At 61.4% G+C, this 22,582-nt stretch carries 22 protein-coding genes; 7 read left to right on the top strand and 15 right to left on the bottom strand.

Annotated elements, in window-relative coordinates:
- Positions 1-2: 2 nt before the first annotated feature.
- The 6 genes from ACHPFG_RS25230 to arcD (ACHPFG_RS25205) all read right to left on the bottom strand — a co-directional run bounded on the left by ACHPFG_RS25230 (position 3) and on the right by arcD (ACHPFG_RS25205) (position 6,828).
- Positions 3-1,511, bottom strand: a complete 1,509-nt coding sequence (locus ACHPFG_RS25230; protein ID WP_131697884.1) for a sigma-54-dependent transcriptional regulator — start codon at positions 1,509-1,511, stop codon at positions 3-5.
- 116 nt (positions 1,512-1,627) lie between these two features.
- Positions 1,628-1,990: a DUF5064 family protein gene (locus ACHPFG_RS25225; RefSeq protein WP_431700731.1), complete on the bottom strand. Its 363-nt coding sequence runs from the start codon at positions 1,988-1,990 to the stop codon at positions 1,628-1,630.
- Positions 1,991-2,008: 18 nt separating this feature from the next.
- Positions 2,009-2,938, bottom strand: coding sequence for a carbamate kinase (gene arcC, locus ACHPFG_RS25220; protein WP_131697882.1), 930 nt, complete (start codon positions 2,936-2,938; stop codon positions 2,009-2,011).
- Positions 2,939-3,096: 158 nt separating this feature from the next.
- Positions 3,097-4,107: an ornithine carbamoyltransferase gene (locus ACHPFG_RS25215; protein WP_015885593.1), complete on the bottom strand. Its 1,011-nt coding sequence runs from the start codon at positions 4,105-4,107 to the stop codon at positions 3,097-3,099.
- A 12-nt stretch (positions 4,108-4,119) separates the two neighbouring features.
- The gene (gene arcA / locus ACHPFG_RS25210; protein ID WP_431700729.1) at positions 4,120-5,376 is read right to left on the bottom strand and encodes an arginine deiminase; all 1,257 of its coding nucleotides are present in this window, start codon (positions 5,374-5,376) and stop codon (positions 4,120-4,122) included.
- A 24-nt stretch (positions 5,377-5,400) separates the two neighbouring features.
- On the bottom strand, positions 5,401-6,828 hold the full coding sequence (arcD, locus tag ACHPFG_RS25205; RefSeq protein WP_431700728.1) for an arginine-ornithine antiporter: 1,428 nt from the start codon (positions 6,826-6,828) through the stop codon (positions 5,401-5,403).
- Between the two features lie 442 nt (positions 6,829-7,270).
- On the opposite strand from arcD (ACHPFG_RS25205), the gene arcD (ACHPFG_RS25200) reads away from it, so the two are divergent.
- Positions 7,271-8,698, top strand: a complete 1,428-nt coding sequence (gene arcD / locus ACHPFG_RS25200) for an arginine-ornithine antiporter (protein WP_431700726.1) — start codon at positions 7,271-7,273, stop codon at positions 8,696-8,698.
- A 107-nt stretch (positions 8,699-8,805) separates the two neighbouring features.
- Here arcD (ACHPFG_RS25200) and ACHPFG_RS25195 read toward each other — a convergent pair whose 3' ends face one another.
- The 7 genes from ACHPFG_RS25195 to ACHPFG_RS25165 form a co-directional block, all read right to left on the bottom strand.
- The gene (locus ACHPFG_RS25195) at positions 8,806-10,155 is read right to left on the bottom strand and encodes a CoA transferase (protein WP_431700725.1); all 1,350 of its coding nucleotides are present in this window, start codon (positions 10,153-10,155) and stop codon (positions 8,806-8,808) included.
- A 40-nt stretch (positions 10,156-10,195) separates the two neighbouring features.
- A complete protein-coding gene (locus ACHPFG_RS25190) occupies positions 10,196-11,539 on the bottom strand; it encodes a sensor histidine kinase (RefSeq protein WP_431700723.1) in 1,344 nt (447 codons plus the stop codon).
- A 68-nt stretch (positions 11,540-11,607) separates the two neighbouring features.
- A complete protein-coding gene (locus ACHPFG_RS25185; RefSeq protein ID WP_431700722.1) occupies positions 11,608-12,072 on the bottom strand; it encodes an LTXXQ domain protein in 465 nt (154 codons plus the stop codon).
- Positions 12,073-12,214: 142 nt separating this feature from the next.
- Positions 12,215-12,892 carry a response regulator transcription factor gene (locus ACHPFG_RS25180; RefSeq protein ID WP_049711772.1) on the bottom strand — a complete coding sequence of 226 codons (678 nt, stop codon included), beginning with the start codon at positions 12,890-12,892 and terminating at the stop codon, positions 12,215-12,217.
- A gap of 7 nt (positions 12,893-12,899) precedes the next feature.
- Complete coding sequence (locus tag ACHPFG_RS25175; RefSeq protein ID WP_131697874.1) at positions 12,900-13,307, bottom strand: translation initiation factor 2; 408 nt, start codon at positions 13,305-13,307, stop codon at positions 12,900-12,902.
- Between the two features lie 106 nt (positions 13,308-13,413).
- A complete protein-coding gene (locus ACHPFG_RS25170; RefSeq protein ID WP_090400541.1) occupies positions 13,414-13,713 on the bottom strand; it encodes a YciI family protein in 300 nt (99 codons plus the stop codon).
- A gap of 1 nt (position 13,714) precedes the next feature.
- On the bottom strand, positions 13,715-14,311 hold the full coding sequence (locus tag ACHPFG_RS25165) for a septation protein A (protein WP_090400540.1): 597 nt from the start codon (positions 14,309-14,311) through the stop codon (positions 13,715-13,717).
- A gap of 87 nt (positions 14,312-14,398) precedes the next feature.
- Between ACHPFG_RS25165 and ACHPFG_RS25160 the strand changes: the two genes are divergently transcribed.
- From ACHPFG_RS25160 to rluB, 5 genes are all read left to right on the top strand, one after another.
- On the top strand, positions 14,399-15,262 hold the full coding sequence (locus ACHPFG_RS25160) for a PHP domain-containing protein (protein WP_027605570.1): 864 nt from the start codon (positions 14,399-14,401) through the stop codon (positions 15,260-15,262).
- A gap of 13 nt (positions 15,263-15,275) precedes the next feature.
- On the top strand, positions 15,276-15,905 hold the full coding sequence (locus tag ACHPFG_RS25155) for an L-threonylcarbamoyladenylate synthase (protein WP_027605571.1): 630 nt from the start codon (positions 15,276-15,278) through the stop codon (positions 15,903-15,905).
- Positions 15,906-16,025: 120 nt separating this feature from the next.
- A complete protein-coding gene (locus ACHPFG_RS25150; RefSeq protein WP_169898658.1) occupies positions 16,026-16,724 on the top strand; it encodes a segregation and condensation protein A in 699 nt (232 codons plus the stop codon).
- A gap of 12 nt (positions 16,725-16,736) precedes the next feature.
- Complete coding sequence (gene scpB, locus ACHPFG_RS25145; RefSeq protein WP_131697873.1) at positions 16,737-17,657, top strand: SMC-Scp complex subunit ScpB; 921 nt, start codon at positions 16,737-16,739, stop codon at positions 17,655-17,657.
- Between the two features lie 206 nt (positions 17,658-17,863).
- Entirely contained in the window at positions 17,864-19,111 is a 1,248-nt protein-coding gene (gene rluB, locus ACHPFG_RS25140) for a 23S rRNA pseudouridine(2605) synthase RluB (protein WP_092488924.1), read from the top strand.
- 189 nt (positions 19,112-19,300) lie between these two features.
- Here rluB and ACHPFG_RS25135 read toward each other — a convergent pair whose 3' ends face one another.
- Both ACHPFG_RS25135 and ACHPFG_RS25130 read right to left on the bottom strand, forming a co-directional pair.
- Entirely contained in the window at positions 19,301-20,260 is a 960-nt protein-coding gene (locus ACHPFG_RS25135; protein ID WP_431700719.1) for a leucyl aminopeptidase, read from the bottom strand.
- Positions 20,261-20,333: 73 nt separating this feature from the next.
- The gene (locus tag ACHPFG_RS25130) at positions 20,334-20,471 is read right to left on the bottom strand and encodes a hypothetical protein (RefSeq protein ID WP_003175756.1); all 138 of its coding nucleotides are present in this window, start codon (positions 20,469-20,471) and stop codon (positions 20,334-20,336) included.
- 637 nt (positions 20,472-21,108) lie between these two features.
- Between ACHPFG_RS25130 and ACHPFG_RS25125 the strand changes: the two genes are divergently transcribed.
- Positions 21,109-22,536, top strand: a complete 1,428-nt coding sequence (locus tag ACHPFG_RS25125) for an amino acid permease (RefSeq protein WP_145337874.1) — start codon at positions 21,109-21,111, stop codon at positions 22,534-22,536.
- Positions 22,537-22,582 lie beyond the last annotated feature (46 nt).

The following is a 22,582-nucleotide window of genomic DNA, read 5'->3' as shown; positions in this document are numbered from 1 at the left end:
GCTCAGGGTTTTCCGGGAATGCCGTACTTGCGCAAGCGGTGAGCGATGGCGGTGTGTGAGGTTTGCAGGCGGCTGGCCAACTGCCGGGTCGAGGGGTAACTGACGTAGAGCTTCTCCAGCAGGCTGCGCTCGAAGTCCTCGACGGCCTGTTCCAGGCTATCGACTTCGCCGTCGTTCTGGCGGGCCACGGAGGTGCCGGCGATGTCCAGGTCACCGATGTCCACCAGGCTGCTTTCGCAGATGGCGGCGGCGCGGAAGATCACGTTCTGCAACTGGCGCACATTGCCCGGCCAACGGTTGCCCAACAGCGCCGGATAGGTGCCGGGCGCCAGGCGGCACACCGGGCGCTGGATCTGCGCACAGGCCTGCTGCATGAAGTAGCGGGCCAGCAGCAGGATGTCCTGGCCGCGTTCACGCAGGGGCGGTACTTCGACGTTGAGCACGTTGAGGCGATAGAACAGGTCTTCGCGGAAGGTGCCTTCGCTGACCATTTTTTCCAGGTCGCGGTGGGTGGCGCTGAGGATGCGCACATTGACCTTCACTTCGCGGTCGCCGCCCACCCGGCGGAAGCTGCCGTCGTTGAGGAAACGCAGCAGCTTGGCTTGCAAATAGGGCGACATTTCGCCGATTTCATCGAGAAATACCGTGCCCTGGTTGGCCAGCTCCATCAACCCTGGCTTGCCGCCGCGTTGGGCGCCGGTAAAGGCGCCGGGGGCGTAACCGAACAATTCACTCTCGGCGAGATTCTCCGGCAGCGCCGCGCAGTTCAACGCCAAAAACGGCGCACTGTGACGTGCGCTGATGGCGTGGCAGGCCCGCGCCACCAACTCCTTGCCGGTGCCGGTTTCGCCCTGGATCAACAGCGGAGCATCGAGTGCGGCCACCCGTTGTGCGCGTGCCTTGAGCGTGCGGATCACTGGGGACTCGCCCAGCAGCGCATCAAAGCCTTCGGCATGATCGTGGTGCAGCGCCGACAGTTGTTCGCCGATGCGGTTGGGTTGGTACAGGGTGAGCAGGGCGCCGGCATCGGTGATCGGCGTGGCGTCCAGCAAGAGGGTCTGGCCGTTGACGCTGATCTCGCGCAGGGGCAGGCGAAAGCCCTGTTCCAGCAAGGTGTCCAGCAATGCCGGGTCATTGAACAGCTCGGCGATGCTTTCCCCCGCCGGCTCGCGCCCGTACAGCGCAATCATTGCCGGGTTGGCCAGCAGGATCTTGCCCGCACTGTCCAGGGCGAGCACCGGGTCGGTCATGGCCGCCAGCAGGGCGTCGAGTTGCAGGTGGCGGCGTTGGCCGGGAAGGATATCCACCACCGTTACGGCTTGTACGCCGTGTACGCTGAACAGCGCGTCGCGCAGCTCTTCGAGCACCTCGGCACTCAGCGTCGGGGCGTCGATGTAGACGTTGGGTGGCACCATTTCCACCGCATCCAGGTTGAGATTGCGCCCACCAAGCAAGGCCAGGACTTCCTGGGTAATGCCGACGCGGTCGATGAAGCTGACGTGGATACGCATGGGGCGCTAACAATTCTGGGGAGCGAGAGGCGGCAAGTATGCCTGACAGGCGATAGAGATCAAAAAATGTGGGAGGGGGCTTGCCCCCTCCCACAGTTGGAGCAGAGTTTTGTCAGTTATCCCAGGTGTTCGGGTTTGACCGGATCGCCCGATTTCACATCCAGCTGATGCCGCACATCCTCGAACATCTGGTCGTACTGCTTGTGCATCGAACCATTGAGCACGGCCGTCTTCGGCATCCCATACTTCTGCGCGATGTTCATCGCATGCCGGGCGAAGTCGAATGCCTGGTCCTTGGGCAAGAAGAACTCCTCCTTGAGGTCCTTTCCCTGCACCGAGCCGTGCAGCTTGAACAGCATGCCCTTGCCTTCCTTTGGGTCCTGGCTGACTTCGTAATCGATGCACAGGTTGTAGCTGTAGTCGTCCTTGTTAAGGGCGTGACGTTCGACGTGCAGGTGACCGGGTTCAAAGGTGGCCATAGGCGTATCTCCTCTACTTCACAGATAGGTGATGCCAGGTGTTGCCGTGCTGATGCGTGTGCCGGCGCTGCCCTGGACGATGGCTTCGATGTCGGAGAGTGAACCGATCACCGCGGTTTTGCCAGTCTGGCGGGCGAACTCGCAGGCGGCTTGCACCTTGGGCCCCATGGAGCCGGCGGCGAAGCCGAGTTTTTCCATGTCGTCGGGGTGGGCCTGGCCGATGGCTTTTTGCGTCGGCTTGCCGAAGTCGATAAAAGCGGCGTTGACGTCGGTGGCGATCACCAGCAAATCAGCGTCCAGTTGCGAGGCCAGCAACGAGGAGCACAGGTCTTTGTCGATCACGGCTTCGATGCCTTTGAGTTTGCCGTCTTCACCGTACATGGTCGGGATACCGCCACCACCGGCGCAGATCACGATGGCATTTTTTTCCAGCAGCCACTTGATCGGGCGAATCTCAAAGATGCGTTTGGGCCGTGGGCTGGCCACGACGCGGCGATATTTGTCGCCATCCGGGGCGATGGCCCAGCCTTTCTCGGCGGCGAGTTTTTCCGCTTCGGCCTTCGAGTACACCGGGCCGATGGGCTTGGTCGGGTTCTGGAAGGCCGGGTCCTTGGCGTCCACTTCCACCTGGGTGAGCAGGGTGGCGAATGGCACTTCGAAGTCCAGCAGGTTGCCCAGTTCCTGTTCGATGATGTAGCCGATCATGCCTTCGGTCTCGGCACCCAGCACGTCCAGCGGGTAAGGCGAAACACTGGTGTAGGCGGCCGCCTGCAACGACAGCAGGCCGACCTGCGGGCCATTGCCGTGGGCGATGACCAGCTCGTTGCCGGCATGGATCTTGGCGATCTGTTCGGTGGCGATACGGATATTGGCGCGTTGGTTGTCTGCGGTCATGGGTTCACCACGGCGCAGGAGGGCGTTGCCGCCCAAAGCTACGACGATGCGCATAATGCAATCCTTCTATGGGTATGAACACAGAGGCCAATGTGGGAGGGGGCTTGCTCCCGATAGCGGTATGTCAGGCAACTTATCTGTAGCTGATCCGCCGCCATCGGGGGCAAGTCGAATCGTCGCACCGCCCCTCCCACACTTAACCCGTGTAGCCTTTAGATATCCGCGAGTGCCGACACCAGGATCGCCTTGATGGTGTGCATGCGGTTTTCCGCTTGCTCAAAAGCGATGTTGGCCGGCGACTCGAAGACTTCCTCGGTCACTTCCACCCCATTGGCCAGGTTCGGATAACGTGCGGCGATGTCCTTGCCGACCTTGGTTTCGCTGTTGTGGAACGCCGGCAGGCAGTGCATGAATTTCACCCGAGGGTTGCCCGAGGCTTTCATCATCTTGGCGTTGACCTGGTACGGCAGCAGTTGCTCGATGCGTTCGTCCCACGCTTCCACCGGCTCACCCATGGACACCCAGATATCGGTGTGGATGAAGTCCACGCCTTTGACGGCTTCTTTCGGGTCTTCGGTGATGGTGATGCGTGCGCCGCTTTCCTCGGCGAATGCCTGGCACTGTTTGATGAAGTCTTCGTGGGGCCACAGGGCTTTTGGCGCGCCGATGCGCACGTCCATGCCGAGCTTGGCGCCGATCATCAGCAGCGAGTTACCCATGTTGTAGCGCGCGTCACCCAGGTAGGCGTAGCTGATGTCATGCAGCGGCTTGTCGCTGTGCTCGCGCATGGTCAGGGTGTCGGCAATCATTTGGGTCGGGTGGAATTCGGCGGTGAGGCCGTTGAACACCGGCACGCCGGCGAACTTGGCCAGCTCTTCGACGATTTCCTGCTCGAAGCCACGGTACTCAATAGCGTCGAACATGCGGCCAAGGACGCGGGCGGTGTCTTTCATGCTTTCTTTGTGGCCGATCTGCGACGACACCGGGTCGATGTAGGTGACGTGGGCGCCCTGGTCATGGGCTGCCACTTCGAAGGCGCAACGGGTGCGGGTCGAGGTTTTTTCGAAGATCAGCGCGATGTTCTTGCCTTGCAGGTGCGGACGCTCGGTGCCGGTGTATTTGGCGCGCTTGAGGTCGCGGGACAGGTCCAGCAGGTAATTCAGTTCGCGGGTGGTGTGGTGCATCAGCGACAGTAGGCTGCGGTTGCGCATATTGAAAGCCATGATGGAATCTCCTTAATAGTCGATAGGGTCGCGGATGATCGGGCAGGTCATGCAGTGGCCGCCGCCACGGCCACGGCCGAGTTCACCGGCGCTGATGGTGATGACTTCCACGCCAGCCTTGCGCAACAGGGTGTTGGTGTAGGTGTTGCGGTCGTAGCCGATCACCACGCCAGGCTCCAAGGCCACCACGTTGTTGCCGTCGTCCCACTGCTCGCGTTCGGCGGCGAAGCTGTTGCCGCCGGTCTCCACCACGCGCAGGGCCTTGAGGTTGAGCGCGGCGGCCACGGTCTCGAGGAAGTTGGTTTTCTCCCGCTGAATGTCGATGCCGTGGGGCTTGCTCTCGTCAGGGCGCAGGGTGAAGGGCACGATCTGGTTGACCACTTCGGGGAAGATGGTCACCAGGTCGCGGTCGCAGAAGCTGAACACGGTGTCCAGGTGCATCGCCGCGCGGGATTTCGGCAGGCCGGCAACGATCACCCGTTCCACGGCTTTGTTCTTGAACAGGTTGCGCGCCAGTTGGCCGATGGCCTGGTGGGACGAGCGCTCGCCCATGCCGATCAACACCACGCCATTGCCAATCGGCATGACGTCACCACCTTCGAGCGTGGCGGCACCGTGTTCCTGGTCGGGGTCGCCGTACCAGATCTGGAAGTCCGCGTTGGTGAACTCAGGGTGGAATTTGTAGATGGCGCTGGCCAGCAGGGTTTCCTGGCGTCGCGCCGGCCAGTACATCGGGTTGAGCGTCACGCCGCCGTAGATCCAGCAGGTGGTGTCGCGGGTGAACTGGGTGTTGGGCAGCGGCGGCAGAATAAAACTGGCGTGGCCGAGGAAGTCGCGAAACATCTCGATGGTCTTGCCACCGAAGCTGCTCGGCAGGTCATCGGCCGACACGCCGCCGATCAGGAACTCGGCGATCTTGCGCGGTTCGAGGCTGCGCAGCCAGGAGCTGACTTCCCCGACCAGGCCCAGGCCCACGGTGTTGGAGGTGATCTTGCGTTCCAGGATCCAGTCCAGGGCCTCGGGGTTGGCAACGATATCGGTCAGCAGGTTGTGCATTTCCAGCACATCAATATCCCGCTCGCGCATCTTGGTCACGAAGTCGAAGTGGTCGCGCTTGGCCTGGGCTACCCACAGCACGTCATCGAACAGCAGTTCATCGCAGTTGTTAGGGGTCAGCCGTTGGTGGGCCAAGCCTGGGGAGCACACCATGACTTTGCGCAGTTTGCCGGCTTCGGAATGTACGCCGTACTTCACTTTTTCCGTGGTCATTACAGATCCTCCAAGGAACAACAATTACAGAGTCAGGAAGCCGTCGTAGAGGCCATAGGCAGCCACCAGGGCGCCAATGACCACCGCAGCGAAAATCAGCTTCTCGACGTTGGTGAAAATCGGTTTGCCCAGTTCATGCTTGGCCTTGGCGAACAGGATCGCGCCGGGGGCATAGAGCAGGGCGGACAACAGCAGGTACTTGGTGCCGCCGGCATAGAGCAGCCAGACCGCGTAGATCAGCGAAACCGCGCCGATGAACAGGTCTTTCCTGCGCTCCTTGAGGGCGTTTTCGTAGGTTTCGCCGCGCACCGCCAGCAGCAGCGCATAGGCCGCCGACCACAGGTAAGGCACCAGGATCATCGAGGTGGCGAGGTAGATCAGCGACAGGTAGGTACTGGCGGAAAACAGCGTGATCACCAGGAATATCTGGACCATGGCGTTGGTCAGCCACAGGGCGTTGGCCGGCACGTGGTTGGCGTTTTCCTTGCGCAGGAACTCCGGCATGGTGTGGTCCTTGGCGGCGGCGAACATGATCTCCGCACACAGCAGCACCCACGACAGCAGCGCCCCCAGCAACGAGATGATCAAGCCGACGCTGATCAGCACCGCACCCCAGTGGCCCACCACATGTTCCAGGACGGCGGCCATCGACGGGTTCTGCAGCTTGGCCAATTCCGGTTGGGTCATGATGCCCAGGGACAGCACGTTCACCAGCATCAGGAACAACAGCACGGTGATAAAGCCGATCACCGTGGCCTTGCCGACGTCGCTGCGTTTTTCAGCACGGGCCGAGAAGATGCTCGCGCCTTCGATACCGATGAACACCCACACGGTGACCAGCATCATGTTGCGCACCTGGTTCATCACGCTGCCCAGGTCGGGGTTTTTCACCCCCCAGATGTCAGCGGTGAAGATGTCCAGCTTGAACGCGAACACGGCGATCAATACGAACAGCACCAGCGGCACCACCTTGGCGACCGTGGTCACCAGGTTGATGAACGCCGCTTCCTTGATCCCGCGCAGCACCAGAAAGTGCACGGCCCACAGCAAGACCGACGCGCCAATCACCGCCGCAGGCGTATTGCCTTCGCCGAAGATCGGGAAGAAGTAACCGAGGGTGCTGAACAGGAGGACGAAGTAACCGACGTTGCCAAGCCAGGCGCTGATCCAGTAACCCCAGGCTGACGAAAAGCCCATGTAGTCACCGAAGCCGGCCTTGGCGTAGGCGTAGACGCCGCCGTCCAGATCAGGTTTGCGGTTGGCCAGGGTCTGGAAGACGAAGGCCAGGGTCAGCATGCCCACGGCGGTAATTATCCAGCCGATCAATACCGCGCCAACATCGGCACTGGCGGCCATGTTTTGCGGCAGAGAGAAGATCCCGCCGCCAATCATTGAGCCGACGACAAGTGCAACCAGTGCACCCAATCGAAGTTTTCCGGGAGATTCAGACATTGCATAACTCCAATGCAGGAGAAGAGAGACCACAGAATAATTCCGTGTGCTAATCAAACAGCTGACTCAGATCACTTCATTGGCACATTCCATTGTGAATTAATGAGTTAGGAGGAAAGCAGCGAGCAATACCTCTCCCTCGCAAAGTCGCGTTCCAGAGCGATTTCTGCGGTTTTATTAATTATTTAGTCTGCCGTGTGGACGTTTGAAACTAGACCCTTTTACTGAATGCGCAAGTTTTTCCAAAAGGCGACAATAAATGACCTGGAAACGACAAAGTAGTGGCCATATTTAAATTCTAAATACGTCTGAACTGGATAAACTGTCATGCCGTTGAGTTATGAGCGTGGCGGTTTTATCGCTGTCTTTAATAAACGCTACACTCGCTGAGTTAATTAGTTGAGTGCACGGTTGTCCGCTCAAATTTTATTCAGGAGTCTGCATGTCTCAACCGGCCCAGAAACTTCGGCTTGGCGCCCTGATTGCCCTGGTGGTGGGGTCGATGATCGGCGGCGGGATCTTCTCGTTGCCGCAGAACATGGCCGCGCGCGCCGAGGTGGGCGCGGTGTTGATCGGCTGGGCGATCACGGCCGTGGGCATGCTGACCCTGGCCTTCGTCTTCCAGACCCTGGCCAATCGCAAGCCGGAACTGGATTCCGGGGTGTACGCCTACGCCAAGGCGGGTTTCGGCGACTACATGGGTTTCTCATCGGCCTGGGGTTACTGGATCAGCGCGTGGATGGGCAACGTCGGTTATTTCGTGTTGCTGTTCAGCACCCTGGGCTATTTTTTCCCGGTGTTCGGCCAAGGCAACACGCCGGTGGCCATCGGCTGCGCATCGTTGCTGCTATGGGCCGTGCACTTCCTGGTGATGCGCGGGATCAAGGAAGCCGCGTTCATCAACCAGATCACCACCGTGGCCAAGCTGGTACCGCTGCTGATGTTCGTGGTCATCGCCGCCGTGGCGTTCAAGGCCGATATTTTCACGGCTGACATCTGGGGCCTGGGCAAGCCGCAATTCGGCAGTGTGGTGGACCAGGTGCGCAACATGATGCTGGTCACTGTGTTTGTGTTTATCGGCATCGAAGGCGCCAGTGTGTATTCGGCGCGGGCCGAGAAGCGCGCGGACGTGGGGCGGGCCACGGTGATCGGCTTTCTTGGCGTGCTGTTGCTGCTGGTGCTGGTGAATGTGCTGTCCCTGGGCATCATGAGCCAGGCGGAGCTGGCCGGCCTGCAAAACCCGTCCCTGGCCGGTGTGCTCGAGCATATCGTCGGGCCCTGGGGCGCGGTGCTGATTAGCATCGGCCTGGCGGTTTCATTGCTGGGCGCCTTGTTGTCCTGGGCGCTGCTCTGTGCCGAAATCCTCTACGCCACCGCCCATGACAAGACCATGCCGGCCTTCCTGAAGAAGGAAAATGCCAACCAGGTGCCGGTCAACGCCTTGTGGCTGACCAATGTGATGATCCAGGTCTTCCTGGTGATCACGCTGTTTTCCCACAGCACCTACACCACCCTGATTTACCTGGCGTCGTCGATGATTCTGGTGCCGTATCTGTGGTCGGCGGCGTATGCCGTGCTGTTGAGCGGGCGGGGTGAAACCTATGAAGGTGTCCACCGCCATCGCATCAAGGACTTGCTGGTGGGGTCGATCGCCCTGGGCTACGCCGTATGGTTGCTCTACGCCGGGGGGCTGAAATACCTGCTGTTGTCGGCGCTGTTGTATGCGCCAGGCGTGATCCTGTTCGCCCTGGCCAAGCGCGAACAGGGCCAGCCTTTGTTTACCCACGTTGAGAAAGGCATTTTCAGCTGTGTAATCGCCGGTGCAGGGCTGGCGGCGTATGGGTTGTACAGCGGGGTATTGTCGTTGTGATGGGGTGAGGGGACTGGCCTCATCGGGAGCAAGCGCCCTGCCACATTTTGAATATGTTCACCCATCAAAGTGTGGGAGGGGGCTTGCTCCCGATAGCGGCAGTCAAGTCACCATTGAGGCCTGTGCGAGCCCAATTCTCCAGCCGGCAAATCCCATTGCAATGGCGTTCCGCCGATGGTCAGCGGGGGCAGCAGCCGGTGGGCCTGGCCCCAGGCGGTCTGTTCGACGACCAGGCCTTGATCCCCTGGTTCTTCCTCACGCAACGCCGGCTGCTCGGGCACTTGCCCCGCGTCCACCAGTAGCTTCGCCGTACGCGCCAACGACAACCGCGCCGAACCACCGCGCCCGGACTGCAGCCGTTCGCTCAGCGCCTGAATCGCACTGGCTGCCATCAGGTACCCGGTCGCGTGATCCAGCGCCTGCAAGGGCAGCGGCTGCGGTTTATCGGCGTGTTTCCAGAACATGCCTGCCGCGGCGATCCCGCTGCTCATCTGCACCAGGCTGTCGAAGCCCCGGCGATTACGCCACGGGCCGCTCCAGCCGTAGGCGTTGAGGCTGACGTCGATCAGGCCTGGGGCGATGTGTTGCAGTTCAGCGGCGGTGTAGCCCAGGTGCTCCAGAGCGTCAGCGCGGTAACCGTGGAACAGGATGTCGGCGTCCTTGAGCAACCTCTCGAAAATCAGCCGGCCTTCGGGCGTTTTCAGGTCCAGGCGCGCGCAACGTTTGCCCAGGGTCATTTCCGGGATTACGCCGGGTTCGTTCCAGGTGGGTGAGTCGATGCGCAGGACATCCGCGCCGAGACCGGCCAGAAAACGACTGGCCACTGGGCCGGCCAATACGCGGGTCAGGTCCAGCACCTTGAGGCCGGCCAGCGGGCGTGCCACCGAGCCGCGCCAGGGTTTATCGGTGGTGGTTTCGAAAGTCTGGCGTTGGACCAGCGCCTCGGCGTTCACCGCCAACCCTTGCGGATGTTGCTGCCAGGCCTGCCATGTACGCATCTGCGCCGCGCAGCCACCGTGGTCGACAATCGCCTGTTCCAGTTCTGCGGCGTTCCACGCCGAGACCTTGCTGGCCATCTCGGCGCGGTCGGCGACCTTGCCCAGCACCCGCTCGGCGGCGGCACGGTGATGAGGTGCGTTGGTATGCAGGCGAATCCAGCCATCGGCGCTGGCGTAGTCGCCGGCCACCGGGTCCCACAGGGGCGGCACTTGCCAGCCCAGCGGGCGGATCGAGGAAGAAAACCAGAAGGAGGCGAGGCGTCGGTCCACACTCACGCTGGGTAAGCGCCCGGTCTGTTGCTGGATCAGTTGGGCGACGGCCTGCCCGGCGGCGCCGATGCTGGCACTGGCCAGTTCGGTGACGGCGTAGGTCGAGGGCAGGGCGCCCGCCTCGGTGAAGCTAAGCGGGGTGTGGGGTAGATCGAGTGCGGCTTGGATGGGAGTCAGCAGGTCTATCATCAAAGGCCCTCCTTAAGAGAAGGGCCACTATAGAAGATCATCACACCGGCGTGACAACCCCTGGTACCAACGGCAGGTCGATGCTGGCGATAAAACCACCGTCGGGGTGATTGGCCAGGATCAGGCTGCCACCGTGGCGTTCGGCCGCGCGTCGGGCAATCGCCAGGCCCAGGCCGTGGCCTTGGGCCGTCTGGCCGGGAGCGCGGTAGAACGGTTCACCAAGTTGGCTCAAATGTTCGGCCTCCACACCGGGGCCATGGTCGCGCACGCTGATCACGATACGTTCGCCCTGGCGCTGGGCGTGCAAATCGATCGGTTGCCCCGGCGGGTTGAAGCGCTGGGCATTGCGCAGCAGGTTATCCACAGCCCGTTCGATCATGGTCGGCCAGCCCTTCAGTTGCAGGTCCGGGTCGGTGCTCAGTTGCACCACTTGGTCCGGCGCGCTGAGCTGGGCGTCCTTTTGCAGGGTTTTGAGCAGTGGGATGAGGTCGACGTCTTCGGCGCTGGCATTGTCGGCATCGACGCGGGCCAGTACCAGGATCTCGCTGATCAGGGCTTCCAGGCGGTCGCATTCGCGGGTCAGGCGTGGCCAGAGTTTTTCCCGTTCTTCGGAGCTGGCGCGTTCGGCCAGGGCCAGGGCGATGCGCAGGCGGGCGAGGGGCGAGCGCAGTTCGTGGGACACATCGCGCAGCAATTGGCGCTGGCTGCCGATCAGGCTTTGCAGGCGTGCGCCCATGCGGTTGAAGTCGGTGGCGAGTACGCCGAATTCATCGCGACGGTTGGCCAACTGCGCCAGGCTGTTTTGCTGGTAGGTGGCCTGGCCGAGGTCATGCACCGCACCGCGCAGGCGGCTTAAGGGGCGCGTGATGGACAAGGTGACAAACAGACTGAACAGGGTCAGCACCACCAGCGCAATCACCAGCGCGCTCAAAGGCCACGCCAGGCTGCTGCGATGCCATTCGTCGAGCTCCGGGTGGGGGATGCGGTAGATCAACAGGTACGTGTCGCCGGTCTTCTCGCTGGTGTACTCGGCGGTCAGGCGCCGCCAGGGCAGATGGCCCTCTTTGCTGTCGTTCTGACGGGCTTCGAAGGCGGCGGCGCGGCGCGGGAAGGTGCCGCGCACCACCGGCTCGCCGCTTTCGTTGAGCACTTGCACGTCGATGTGGTACTGGCGCTTGCGCTGTTGCAGCAGGTCTTGGGCAGCATCCTCGCCCTGGGCTTCGTAGATTTGAGTCCACTCCTGCGCCAGGTTATTGAGGCCGGGGTGACGGCTGAGAATCCAGGCATCCTGGTTAAGCATGTGCCCAAGCAGGATCGACAGCCCGGCAACCAGGGCGATGGCCAGCCAGAAACTGGCCAGGATGCGCCAGAACAATGAACGCACAGGAAACCCTCAAACAGGAAAAGCCCAGTGGCGGGGGCCACTGGGCTGGGAGCTTTAACGCTGGGGCATTATTGCGCTTTTTGCGGCTGTTGCGCTTTCCAGGCTTGGAATTCCTTCCATTCGGCACGGCGCTGTTCTTGCTTCTTGACGATCTCGTCGAACTTCTTCTGTTGGTCAGGCTTGAGCACGGCACGGATGTCGGCCTGGGTTTTCTGCTTGCCGGCGGCGATTTCATCCTGCATGGCTTTCTGGTCGGCGGCCGGGAGCTTGTCCAGGTACTTTTTGACCAGGTCCTTGCGAGCGTGCCATTGATCGCCCATCAGCTTGCCGATCTGCTCGCGCTGTTCGCGGTTCAGGTCCAGTTGGCTGAAGGGGCCGCCTTTGCCACGCGGACCGTGTTCACCGCCGTGGCCCGGGCCACCCATCATGTGACCTTCAGGGCCGCCCATCGGGCCTGGGCCTTCGGGCATAGCGGCCATGGCAACGGTCGGCAGGGCGGCGGCGAACATCAAAGCGATAAGGGTCTTGCGCATGGTGATTCTCCTGTCTCTATTCCGGCGAGTCCGGATGTGAGTAGATTACGGAGATCAAGGTCAGCGGCGGTCAGGTGTGGGTAAAGCTTGGGTAAAGAGGGTTTTGTTGCGAACTGACAAAACCCTGTAGGCGCGGTGGGGGTTAAAGGCTGTAGTAGTAGCCCCGGCTACGCAACGCCACGATCCGTGGCCGGCCATCCGGGTGCGGGCCGATCTTCTTGCGCAGGTTGCTGACGTGCATGTCCAGGCTGCGATCGTAAAGGGTCAGCTTGCGGCCCAGGGCGATCTGCGCCAGTTCCTGCTTGTCCAGTGGCTCGCCGGGCTGGCGCAATAACGCTTCCAGCAGGCGGCTTTCGGAGACGGTGAGGGTGAATTCCTGCTCATCGATGCTGACCACGCCGCGCACCGGGCTGAAGCACAGGTCGCCCAGTTCCAGTTGGCTGGACACGGCGGCCGGGTGGCTGCGGCGCAATACCGCGCGCAGGCGGGCGGTAAGTTCGCGTGGGTCGCAGGGCTTGGCCAGGTAGTCGTCGGCGCCCAGTTCCAGGCCGAGGATGCGGTCCAGGGGTTCGCCCCGCGCCGAGAGCATCAGCACCGGCAACTCCGGGTGGTCGTTACGCAATTGCTTGAGCAGCTCCAGGCCGCTGCCGTCGGGCAGCATCACGTCGAGCACCACCGCCGCCGGGGCGCTGTCGGCCAAGGCCTTGCGCGCGCTCAAGCCATCGTGGCAGGCGCGCACCTGGAAACCTTCCTGGCTCAGCCAGCTGGTCAGCAGCTCGCAGAGCTCCTGGTCATCATCTATCAGTAACAGCTCGCTCATGACTCACTCAATTTAGCCATTGTCGACGACGACGGTGTCCACCGCTGGCGAAGATCCCGCACAGCAGGGCGATCAGTGCGACGGCCCCACCGGTGACGAACCATTGTTGCTGCTCGGTCAGCCATCGGGTCAAGGCGCCGCCCTGTGCATCTTTGAGTTGCTGGGCCAGGCGTTGGTTCTCCTGGCGAAGGCGACTCAATTGAGCGCTTTCGCGGGCAGCATCCGCGCTCTGCAGTTGCTTGCTCAGTTCTTCACGCTGCCGTTCGCTTTCTTTCAAGCGTTGCTGCAACTCGGTGATCTGGGCGCCGGCACTCAAGGACAGGGGCGTGGAACTGCCGGTGTTCGAGGTTTCTTCAGCGTGGGCCGTAGCCCCGATCATTAACACTGCCAACAGACACAACTGACGTAAGCGCATCGGAACTCCTGATTCCACACGAATATTCAGAACGTTGTCGGCAGGTTGCCGAAAATAATGAGCAATTAGGCGTGCGCCGCACTCAATAGGTTCGGCGCAACCAGGATCAGGGCAGGACTTGCTTGAAGGGTTTGACCGCCACGTCGGCGTAGACACCGGCTGCGACATAGGGATCGGCCTTGGCCCAGGCCTGGGCATCGGCCAGTGACGCGAACTCGGCGACGATCAGGCTACCGGTAAAACCAGCGTCGCCCGGGTCGTTGCTGTCCACGGCCGGGTGCGGGCCGGCCAGCACGATGCGGCCTTCGGCTTGAAGGACTTTCAGGCGCTCGACATGGGCCGGGCGCACGGACAGGCGTTTTTCCAGCGAGTTGGCAACGTCGGTGGCAATGATGGCGTAGAGCATGTCAGTCCTCGGTTTTCGGCGTAGTAGGCTCGGTGTCATGCAGGTGGCGCGACAGGTAGATGCCCTGGGCGACCAGGAACAGCACGGTCATGCCCAGGCTGCCGAACACTTTGAAGTCGACCCAGTAGTCCTGGAAAGTAAACGCCACGAACAGGTTGGCGGCGCCGCAGAAGATGAAAAACGCGATCCAGGCCACGTTCAAGCGTGTCCACACCGGTTCCGGCAGAGTCAGCGCGTGGCCCATGATCCGCTTGATCAGCAGGCGATCACCGATGAAGTGGCTGCCGATGAACGCCAGGGCAAACAGCCAGTTCACGACAGGCGCTTTCCATTTAAGGAAGGTTTCGCTGTGGAAGGCCAGGGTCAGGCTGCCGAAGACCAGGCAGGCGACCAGGGTCAGCCACTGGCTTTTTTCCAGTTTGCGCTGGGAAATGAAGATGGCGCCGTAGACCACGACGGAGCTGATGATGAGCACGGCGGTGGCACTGTAGATGCCGCCGAAGGTCAGCTCATGGCCGGCCAGATCGATGACCCTGGGGTCGAGTTTGTAAACGATGAAAAACAGCAACAGCGGGATGAAGTCGATGAATTGTTTCACAGTAAGAGCCAGAAGCTGGATGTGGCGGCATAATAACAAACATCCTTGGTTGCGATAGCGCCAGCTGACTTGAGGTAACACCCCCCCGTGAATGTTGATTTGCACTGCCACAGCACGGCCTCCGACGGCGCCCTGGCGCCCGCGGTACTGGTTGCGCGTGCGTTTGAAAAAGGCGTGCGAGTCCTCTCGTTGACCGACCACGACACCCTTGAAGGCCTCGACGAAGCCCGTACAACGGCCCATGCCCTGGGCATGCAGCTGGTCAACGGGGTGGAATTGTCCTGCACCTGGGGCGGCGCCACCATTCATGTGCTCGGCTACGGTTTTGATCAAAAGGCGCCGCCGTTGGTGGAGGCTATCGCGCAATTGCACGATGGCCGCTGGCTGCGGTCCGAAGAAATAAGCCGAAAACTCAGCCTCAAAGGCATGCCCAACGCCCTCGACGGCGCCCGCGCCATCCAGCAGGAACTGGGCGACAGCGGCAACGCGCCCGCCCGTCCGCACTTTGCCGACTGGATGGTGCGTGAAGGTTTTGTCAAAGACCGCGCCGAAGCTTTTCGCAAATGGCTGGGCGCCGGCAAGTTGGGCGATGTAAAGCAACATTGGCCGACCCTTGAAGACACCGTCGAGACCCTGCGGGCCTCCGGGGCCTGGGTCAGCCTGGCGCATCCCTGGCATTACGATTTCACCCGCAGCAAGCGTCGCAAGCTGATTGGCGACTATATTGGAGCGGGCGGGCATGCGATTGAGGTGGTCAACGGCTTTCAACCCGCCGAACAGGTGGGCAGCCTGTCGATCCTTGCCCGCGAATTTGGTCTGCTGGTCAGCGCCGGCAGTGATTTTCATGGCCCTGGCGGCTGGTCCGAGATCGGCGAGTACCGCGCGGTCCCGGAAGATTTGCCGCTGTTGTGGGGGAGATTCAAGCATGACCCCATTATTGCCACCGTCTGAACAGGTAGAACCCGTGAGTCAATTCTTCCAGATTCATCCGGAAAACCCCCAGGCGCGCCTGATCAAGCAGGCCGTAGAGATCATTCGCGCCGGTGGCGTGGTGATCTACCCAACCGATTCGTCCTACGCCATCGGTTGCCAGATCGGCGACAAGGGCGCAGTCGAACGTGTAAGACGCCTGCGTCAGCTGGATGACAAGCACAACTTTGCGCTGATCTGCAGCGACTTGTCCCAGTTGGGTCTGTTCGCCAAGGTCGACACCGGCACCTTCCGCCTGCTCAAGGCCCATACGCCCGGGCCCTACACCTTTATCCTCAACGCCACCCGCGAAGTGCCGCGCCTGCTGCTGCACCCGAAAAAACGCACCATCGGCCTGCGGGTGCCGGAGCATCCCATCGCCTTGGCGTTGCTGGCCGAGTTGGGTGAGCCGTTGATGAGTGTGTCGTTGATCATGCCCGGCGATACCGAGCCGCTGGAAGACCCATACGAAATGCGCCAATTGCTGGAAAAACAGGTCGACCTGATCATCGACGGCGGTTTCGGCGGCAACAAGGCCTCCACCGTGATCAACCTGGCCGACGGCGAACCTGAAGTGATCCGTGTCGGTTGCGGCGATCCTGCGCCCTTTATGGCCGAGGCCTGAATGTCAGACGTGGAAACCGTCGACAGCCAGGCGGGCGCCCAGCAGGAACTGCCGTTTGCCATGGTCTATGGCCAGGCGGTGCTGGAAATGCCGCTGGACCTGTACATTCCGCCGGACGCCCTGGAAGTCTTCCTTGAGGCTTTCGAGGGCCCGTTGGACTTGCTGCTGTACCTGATCCGCAAACAGAACATCAACATCCTCGACATCCCGGTGGCGGAAATCACCCGCCAGTACATGGGCTATGTCGAGTTGATGCAGTCGGTACGCCTGGAACTGGCTGCCGAGTACCTGGTTATGGCCGCCATGCTCGCCGAGATCAAGTCGCGCATGCTGTTGCCGCGCGCGGAGACGGTCGAGGCCGAAGAGGACGACCCGCGCGCCGAACTGATCCGCCGCCTGCAAGAGTACGAACGCTTCAAGGCCGCCGCCGAAGGCATCGACGGCCTGAGCCGTGTGGGCCGCGACGTTGTGGTACCCAAGCTCGATGCTCCTGAGGCGCGCGCGCGCAAGCTGCTGCCGGACGTGAGCCTGGAAGAGTTGCTGATGTCCATGGCCGAGGTGCTGCGCCGGGGCGATATGTTCGAACACCACCAGGTCAGCCGCGAGGCCCTGTCCACCCGCGAGCGCATGAGCGATGTGCTCGAACGCCTCAAAGGCGGCGGATTTGTGCCGTTCGTCGAGCTGTTCACGGCAGAAGAAGGGCGCCTGGGGGTGGTGGTGACCTTTATGGCGGTCCTCGAACTGGTCAAGGAATCCTTGGTCGAGCTGGTCCAGAATGAGCCTTTTGCGGCTATCCACGTGCGGGCGCGAGCCGAATAAAGAGCTGAATCGATGAATCTGACTGAACCCCGCGAACTGGCCCCGTTGCTGGAGGCCTTTCTCCTGGCCTCGGGTAAACCGCAATCCCTGGAGCGCCTGTTCGAACTGTTTGAGGAAGCCGAGCGCCCTGAACCGCCGGTGTTCAAGAAGGCGCTGGAAATTCTGCGCAAGTCCTGCGACGGCCGCGCCTTTGAACTGCGCGAGGTGGCGTCGGGTTATCGCCTGCAGATCCGTGAGAAATTTTCCCCGTGGGTCGGCCGCCTCTGGGAAGAGCGCCCGCAGCGCTATTCACGGGCAATGCTGGAGACCATGGCGCTGATCGCCTATCGCCAGCCCATCACCCGTGGCGAAATCGAGGACGTGCGGGGCGTGGCGGTCAACAGCCATATCGTCAAGACGCTGCTGGAGCGCGAGTGGATCCGCATCGTCGGCTACCGCGACGTGCCCGGCAAACCGGCGATGTTCGCCACCACCAAGGTGTTCCTTGACCATTTCAACCTGAAGAACCTCGACGACCTGCCGCCGCTGGCCGAATTGCGCGAGATGGAGGCCGAGCCGGTCCTCGACTTCGACGACGCCCCGGTCCCGGCGAGCTTGCAGGAACTGGCCGACGCCACGGCCGAGCTGGAAGAGCCGAAGGACGAAACCAGTTTCCACACGTTGTTGCTGGAACTGGACGACATGGAGCAGGGCATCAAGACCGACTTTGACGACTTGCTGCGTGATGGTGCGGCCGAGCCGGAAGCCCAGGTGAGTGTTGAACCTGAGCCTGACGTCGAAGCCGAAGACGATGTCCTCGGCGTGGCCGAAGCCCGCGAAAAACTCCTGGCCGCTGTTGCCGCCCTCGAACAACCGCCCCTGAGTGACGAGGAAGACGAAGCCAGGGCACTGGCCGAGGCCATCGAGGCCGAACGCCGCCAGTTCGAAGACTGACGCTATCCCACATGGGGTCATGTGTTGCCCTGGGCACCACCGGTCGGCGGAAAAACCACTGACCTGGCGCTTATCGACTAGTCTCTGATGCGCAACGCGCGCCATGCGCGTATGATTCGCGACCCTTTGCCGACCTATTCGGCCAAAGCCCCGCTTTCAACACTCTTCAGGCCACGCCTGAATCGACCCACCGGGAGGTGCTTAAGATGAACGATAAAGACCAGAACGACAGCCAGGAAATCGGCCCTGCAGGCGAAAAGCTGCAAAAGGTGCTGGCGCGTATCGGCGTGGGCTCGCGCCGCGACGTCGAAGCCTGGATCACCCAGAAGCGCATCAAGGTCAACGGCGTCGAGGCCACCCTTGGCCAGCGCGTCGACCTGCACGACGCAATCACCATTGATGGCAAGGTCATCAAGCGTGAAGAGGCCGCCGAATCGGTGCGCCGCGTGATCATGTACAACAAGCCCGATGGCGAGATCTGCACCCGTGACGACCCGGAAGGCCGTCCGACCGTGTTCGACAAGATGCCCAAGCCCAAAGAAGGCCGCTGGATCAACATCGGTCGTCTCGACATCAACACCACTGGCTTGTTGATGTTCACCACCGACGGTGAACTGGCCAACCGCTTGATGCACCCGTCCTACGAGATGGACCGCGAATACGCCGTGCGTGTACGTGGTGAAGTCGATGACGAGATGATCGAACGCCTCAAGGCCGGCGTGGTGCTGGAAGACGGCCCGGCCAAGTTCACCGATATCAAGCAGGCGCCGGGCGGTGAAGGTTTCAACCACTGGTACCACTGCGTGGTGATGGAAGGCCGTAACCGTGAAGTGCGTCGCCTGTGGGAATCCCAGGGCCTGGTGGTCAGCCGCCTGAAGCGCGTGCGTTTTGGCCCGGTGTTCCTCAACTCCGACCTGCCGATGGGCCGCTGGCGCGAAATGAGTCAGTACGAAGTCGACATCCTCAGCGCCGAAGTCGGCCTGACGCCGGTCGCCATGCCGCAGATGAACGCCAAGAGCAAAGACAAGCTCGATCGTATGCAGCGTAAATCGTCGCGCCCTGTGGCGCGCACCGAACGCGTTGCCCGCACCCTGCGCCCGGCGCTGGATGCACCGGCTACCGGCGGGCGTATCTCGCGTCAGCCGCACATCGAAGGCGAGCGTCGCCCAACCGCGCCATCGCGTCAGGAAGGCGAGCGTGCTCCCCGCACCCCGCGCCCGGCCGGTCGTGGCGAAGCGCCAAGCGGTGGTCGCAGCAACCGTGGTGACGCCGGTCGCGGTGCTCCGGCATCCGATCACCCAGCCGACAGCGCCAACACCAAGCGCCCAGCCAAGCCCGCGCCGAAAAAGCGTCCAGGCTTGAAGTTGGTTGCGGACGAGCCATCGGGCAAGCGCCGTGGCGCACCGGCCGGTTCGGGTCAGCGTCCAGGCTTCGGTCGCAAGAAGCCGCAGTGATGTAAACGCTGCACACAAACGCCAACCCTAGGGTTGGCGTTTTTTTGCCTTGGAATAGAGGTAAAACATGTGGGAGGGGGCTTGCTCCCGATAGCGGTGTATCAGCTTGCCAATCCGGCGACTGACGCACCGCTATCGGGAGCAAGCCCCCTCCCACAGTTGGTTCTCCATCATTTTCAAGGTCGATGTTCAGAACGCAAAGGTGCCGTCAAAGACGGGTTTGTCATCCAACGCCAACACCCCGCTGGCAAAGATCAGGTCCAGGTGATGACTGCCTTTCTGCCCGCCACCCAAGCCCAGGTGCAAGCCGCAATGGCGCTCTTCGAACCCGGCATTGCGCGCATACAGGTCCTTCACCCCTTCATTGGTGCCAATCCCCAACTCCTCCACCCGGCGGTTGGACGGGTTGGCATTCAGGTATTTGTTGAAGTCGTCGGCCAGCCCCGGCACGTCACTGGCCACGCTGCAGATGGTTGAGTTCTCGATCCACAGTTCCAGCGGTGACTGCAGCACGCCGTACTTGCGTGCGAAGGGGATGGTGCTGAGAAAGGTGCCGACAAACCGCACCTGGCCATTGATGGCCTCGCTGTGGGTAGCGATTTCGCCGGGGGCCAGGTCGTGGTTGCCGATGCCGTTGATATTGGTCCACTTCTTGATGCTGTTCATGGGCGCCTGCAGGCGTGAGCCGTGTTTGTCGGTAAAGCTCAGTACAGCGGCTTGGGACATGCGCCGGATCAGTGTGGCGTTGAGGTCGGCGATGCGCTGCGGCTCGACGCTGAAGGTGTCGTAGAAATAGTCGCCGTAATCCTTGAACAGCAGGGATTTCTTCCAGTGTTCGGCCATCACGCCTTGCAGGGCACGGATAAAGTCCGGGCCTTCGGCGCGCGGGTTGGGCAGAGTGGAGGAGTCGTAGAGGAACAGGTACAGGTCGCAGGCTTCGATGGCCTGCGCCAGGCGGTCGCTGTCGGCCAGGTCCAGGCGCTGCACCTGGAAGTTGAAACGGGCCGCGCTGCTTTGGGTGATCGCCTGGGCGATGGCGTCGTAGCGCTCGGTGTGGCCCAGCAGCACGGTGGGGCAGCTCAGGCCGCTGAGGGCCGGATGGTGTGCAAGGTAGTAGAGAAAGTGTTCAACGGCGCGGGCCTTGTCCATGACGTGTGTCCTTGTGTGCCTTGGGTAAGGAGGCAGGTGCCGTGCACAGCACCTGCCGAATACGTGCCGGGTGTCAGAAAGGCCACATCGCCGTGCCAAAGGGCACAACGGCATCGGCTTGCATCATTTCAACGGCGGCCTCGTGGGTCGGCGCTTCAAACCAATCGTCGAGTTGCAGTTCGGTTTCCAGGTCGTTTTCCAGTGCTTGCATGGTGTATCTCCTAGAGGACGTTGTTTGAGAACGGCTTGCCAGCGGGCTTCGCTGGGCAAGTGAAAGAACCTAGGTGAGAGTGTTTGGGAATGCAAAAATTTTATTGACACGGTCTCATTTGGATTTTTTCTTCTGTTTTTTCGCCAGCTTTTTTTCTTCAGGAAATACAGCGAGCTGGCGTCGCTAATGTTGATGAATTTTCCTACCGCCATTTTTTCAAAAACTTACAGCTGTAACGCCGATTTTCCATGCTGTAACGATTAATTTACGTCTATCTCACGGCATGATTGGCCTATTTACCGCTGTAAGGAATACCTGACAGATCGTCGCACGCACATTGCAGGTACGGCTTGAAGCTGGCGAGCGGTGTACAATGCGCCGCGTTTTACTGTGACCCCCTTGCGTAACCGCGCAAAAGGCCAAGACCTCAGGGTTTACCCACCCTGATCACTCCGCCTGGCCACGAGCCCGGCGGGTTCGATTTCGTCACAGATAAAAACAAACAGGTGACGCATGACCGTTAGAAAGACGCTGTACTCCTGGTGCCTGCGCTGGGGTTTGAGCGGCGCTGCTTGAGTCGGTAATTCAAGGCAGCACCTGCATTCAACATCATCAAACCTTGCGTGAGACCCTTTTCATGAGTGAACCCCATTCCTCTTCAGGCGAGCTGAAACGCGGCCTGAAAAATCGGCATATCCAGTTGATCGCCCTCGGTGGCGCCATCGGCACCGGCCTGTTCCTGGGCTCGGCCGGCGTGCTCAAATCCGCCGGCCCGTCGATGATCCTGGGTTATGCCATCTGCGGCTTCATTGCCTTCATGATCATGCGCCAGCTCGGCGAGATGATCGTCGAAGAGCCGGTCGCCGGTTCCTTCAGTCACTTTGCCCACAAGTACTGGGGCGGTTTCGCCGGCTTCCTGTCGGGCTGGAACTGCTGGATCCTGTACATCCTGGTGGGGATGTCCGAGCTGACGGCCGTTGGCAAGTACGTGCATTACTGGTGGCCGGAGATCCCGACCTGGGTCTCGGCGGCGGCGTTCTTCGTGTTGATCAACCTGATCAACCTGGCCAACGTCAAAGTCTTTGGTGAAGCGGAGTTCTGGTTTGCCATCATCAAGGTGGTGGCTATCGTCGGCATGATCGCCCTGGGCAGTTACCTGCTGGTCAGCGGCAGCGGCGGCCCACAAGCCTCGGTGAGCAACCTGTGGGAACACGGCGGGTTCTTTCCCCATGGCGTGGGCGGCTTGGTGATGGCCATGGCGATCATCATGTTCTCCTTTGGCGGCCTGGAAATGCTCGGCTTTACCGCCGCCGAAGCCGACCAGCCACGCACCGTGATCCCCAAGGCGATCAACCAGGTGATCTACCGCATCCTGATCTTCTACATCGGCGCCCTGGTCGTGCTGTTGTCGCTGACGCCATGGGACAGCCTGCTAGCCACCCTCAACGCCTCCGGCGATGCCTACAGTGGCAGCCCGTTCGTGCAGGTGTTCTCCATGCTGGGCAGCAACACTGCCGCGCATATCCTCAACTTCGTGGTGTTGACGGCGGCGTTGTCGGTGTACAACAGCGGCACCTACTGCAACAGCCGCATGCTGCTGGGCATGGCCGAGCAGGGTGATGCGCCCAAGGCGCTGGCCAAGATCGACAAGCGCGGCGTGCCAGTGCGTTCGATCCTCGCTTCGGCGGCGGTCACGCTGGTGGCGGTGTTGATGAACTACTTCATCCCGCAACACGCCCTGGAACTGCTGATGTCCCTGGTAGTGGCCACGCTGGTGATCAACTGGGCGATGATCAGCTTCTCCCACTTCAAGTTCCGCCAGCACATGAACCGCACCGGCCAGGTGCCGCTGTTCAAGGCGTTGTGGTACCCGTACGGCAACTATGTGTGCCTGGCGTTCGTGGTGTTTATCCTGGTGATCATGCTGATGATTCCGGGGATCCAGGTGTCGGTGTATGCGATCCCGGTGTGGGTGGCGTTTATGGCGGTGTGTTACGGGATCAAGAACAAGCGCAGTGCTGACGCCGCGTTGAGCGCAGCGAGTGCGGGTTCAAAGGCGCCGTGATTTCCAAGGCCCAGGCGTCGATGTTGTTGTCCCGGTCGGGCTTATC

It is taken from the genome of Pseudomonas sp. BR20 (assembly GCF_050780135.1).
In the GTDB taxonomy this organism is placed as follows: Bacteria; Pseudomonadota; Gammaproteobacteria; order Pseudomonadales; family Pseudomonadaceae; genus Aquipseudomonas.
The sequence above is the reverse complement of the archived record's forward strand: the minus strand, read 5'-3'. Positions and strand labels throughout refer to the sequence as shown.

Coding starts and splice junctions, on each gene's coding strand:
- ACHPFG_RS25125 (WP_145337874.1), top strand. CDS start 21,109: ATGAGTGAACCCCATTCCTCTTCAGGCGAGCTGAAACGCGGCCTGAAA.
- arcC (WP_131697882.1), bottom strand. CDS start 2,938: ATGCGCATCGTCGTAGCTTTGGGCGGCAACGCCCTCCTGCGCCGTGGT.
- ACHPFG_RS25130 (WP_003175756.1), bottom strand. CDS start 20,471: ATGCAAGCACTGGAAAACGACCTGGAAACCGAACTGCAACTCGACGAT.
- rluB (WP_092488924.1), top strand. CDS start 17,864: ATGAACGATAAAGACCAGAACGACAGCCAGGAAATCGGCCCTGCAGGC.
- ACHPFG_RS25185 (WP_431700722.1), bottom strand. CDS start 12,072: ATGCGCAAGACCCTTATCGCTTTGATGTTCGCCGCCGCCCTGCCGACC.
- scpB (WP_131697873.1), top strand. CDS start 16,737: ATGAATCTGACTGAACCCCGCGAACTGGCCCCGTTGCTGGAGGCCTTT.
- ACHPFG_RS25195 (WP_431700725.1), bottom strand. CDS start 10,155: ATGATAGACCTGCTGACTCCCATCCAAGCCGCACTCGATCTACCCCAC.
- ACHPFG_RS25230 (WP_131697884.1), bottom strand. CDS start 1,511: ATGCGTATCCACGTCAGCTTCATCGACCGCGTCGGCATTACCCAGGAA.
- arcD (WP_431700728.1), bottom strand. CDS start 6,828: ATGTCTGAATCTCCCGGAAAACTTCGATTGGGTGCACTGGTTGCACTT.
- ACHPFG_RS25215 (WP_015885593.1), bottom strand. CDS start 4,107: ATGGCTTTCAATATGCGCAACCGCAGCCTACTGTCGCTGATGCACCAC.
- arcA (WP_431700729.1), bottom strand. CDS start 5,376: ATGACCACGGAAAAAGTGAAGTACGGCGTACATTCCGAAGCCGGCAAA.
- ACHPFG_RS25170 (WP_090400541.1), bottom strand. CDS start 13,713: ATGCTCTACGCCATCATTGCCACCGACGTTGCCAACTCGCTGGAAAAA.
- ACHPFG_RS25175 (WP_131697874.1), bottom strand. CDS start 13,307: ATGCGCTTACGTCAGTTGTGTCTGTTGGCAGTGTTAATGATCGGGGCT.
- arcD (WP_431700726.1), top strand. CDS start 7,271: ATGTCTCAACCGGCCCAGAAACTTCGGCTTGGCGCCCTGATTGCCCTG.
- ACHPFG_RS25135 (WP_431700719.1), bottom strand. CDS start 20,260: ATGGACAAGGCCCGCGCCGTTGAACACTTTCTCTACTACCTTGCACAC.
- ACHPFG_RS25225 (WP_431700731.1), bottom strand. CDS start 1,990: ATGGCCACCTTTGAACCCGGTCACCTGCACGTCGAACGTCACGCCCTT.
- ACHPFG_RS25180 (WP_049711772.1), bottom strand. CDS start 12,892: ATGAGCGAGCTGTTACTGATAGATGATGACCAGGAGCTCTGCGAGCTG.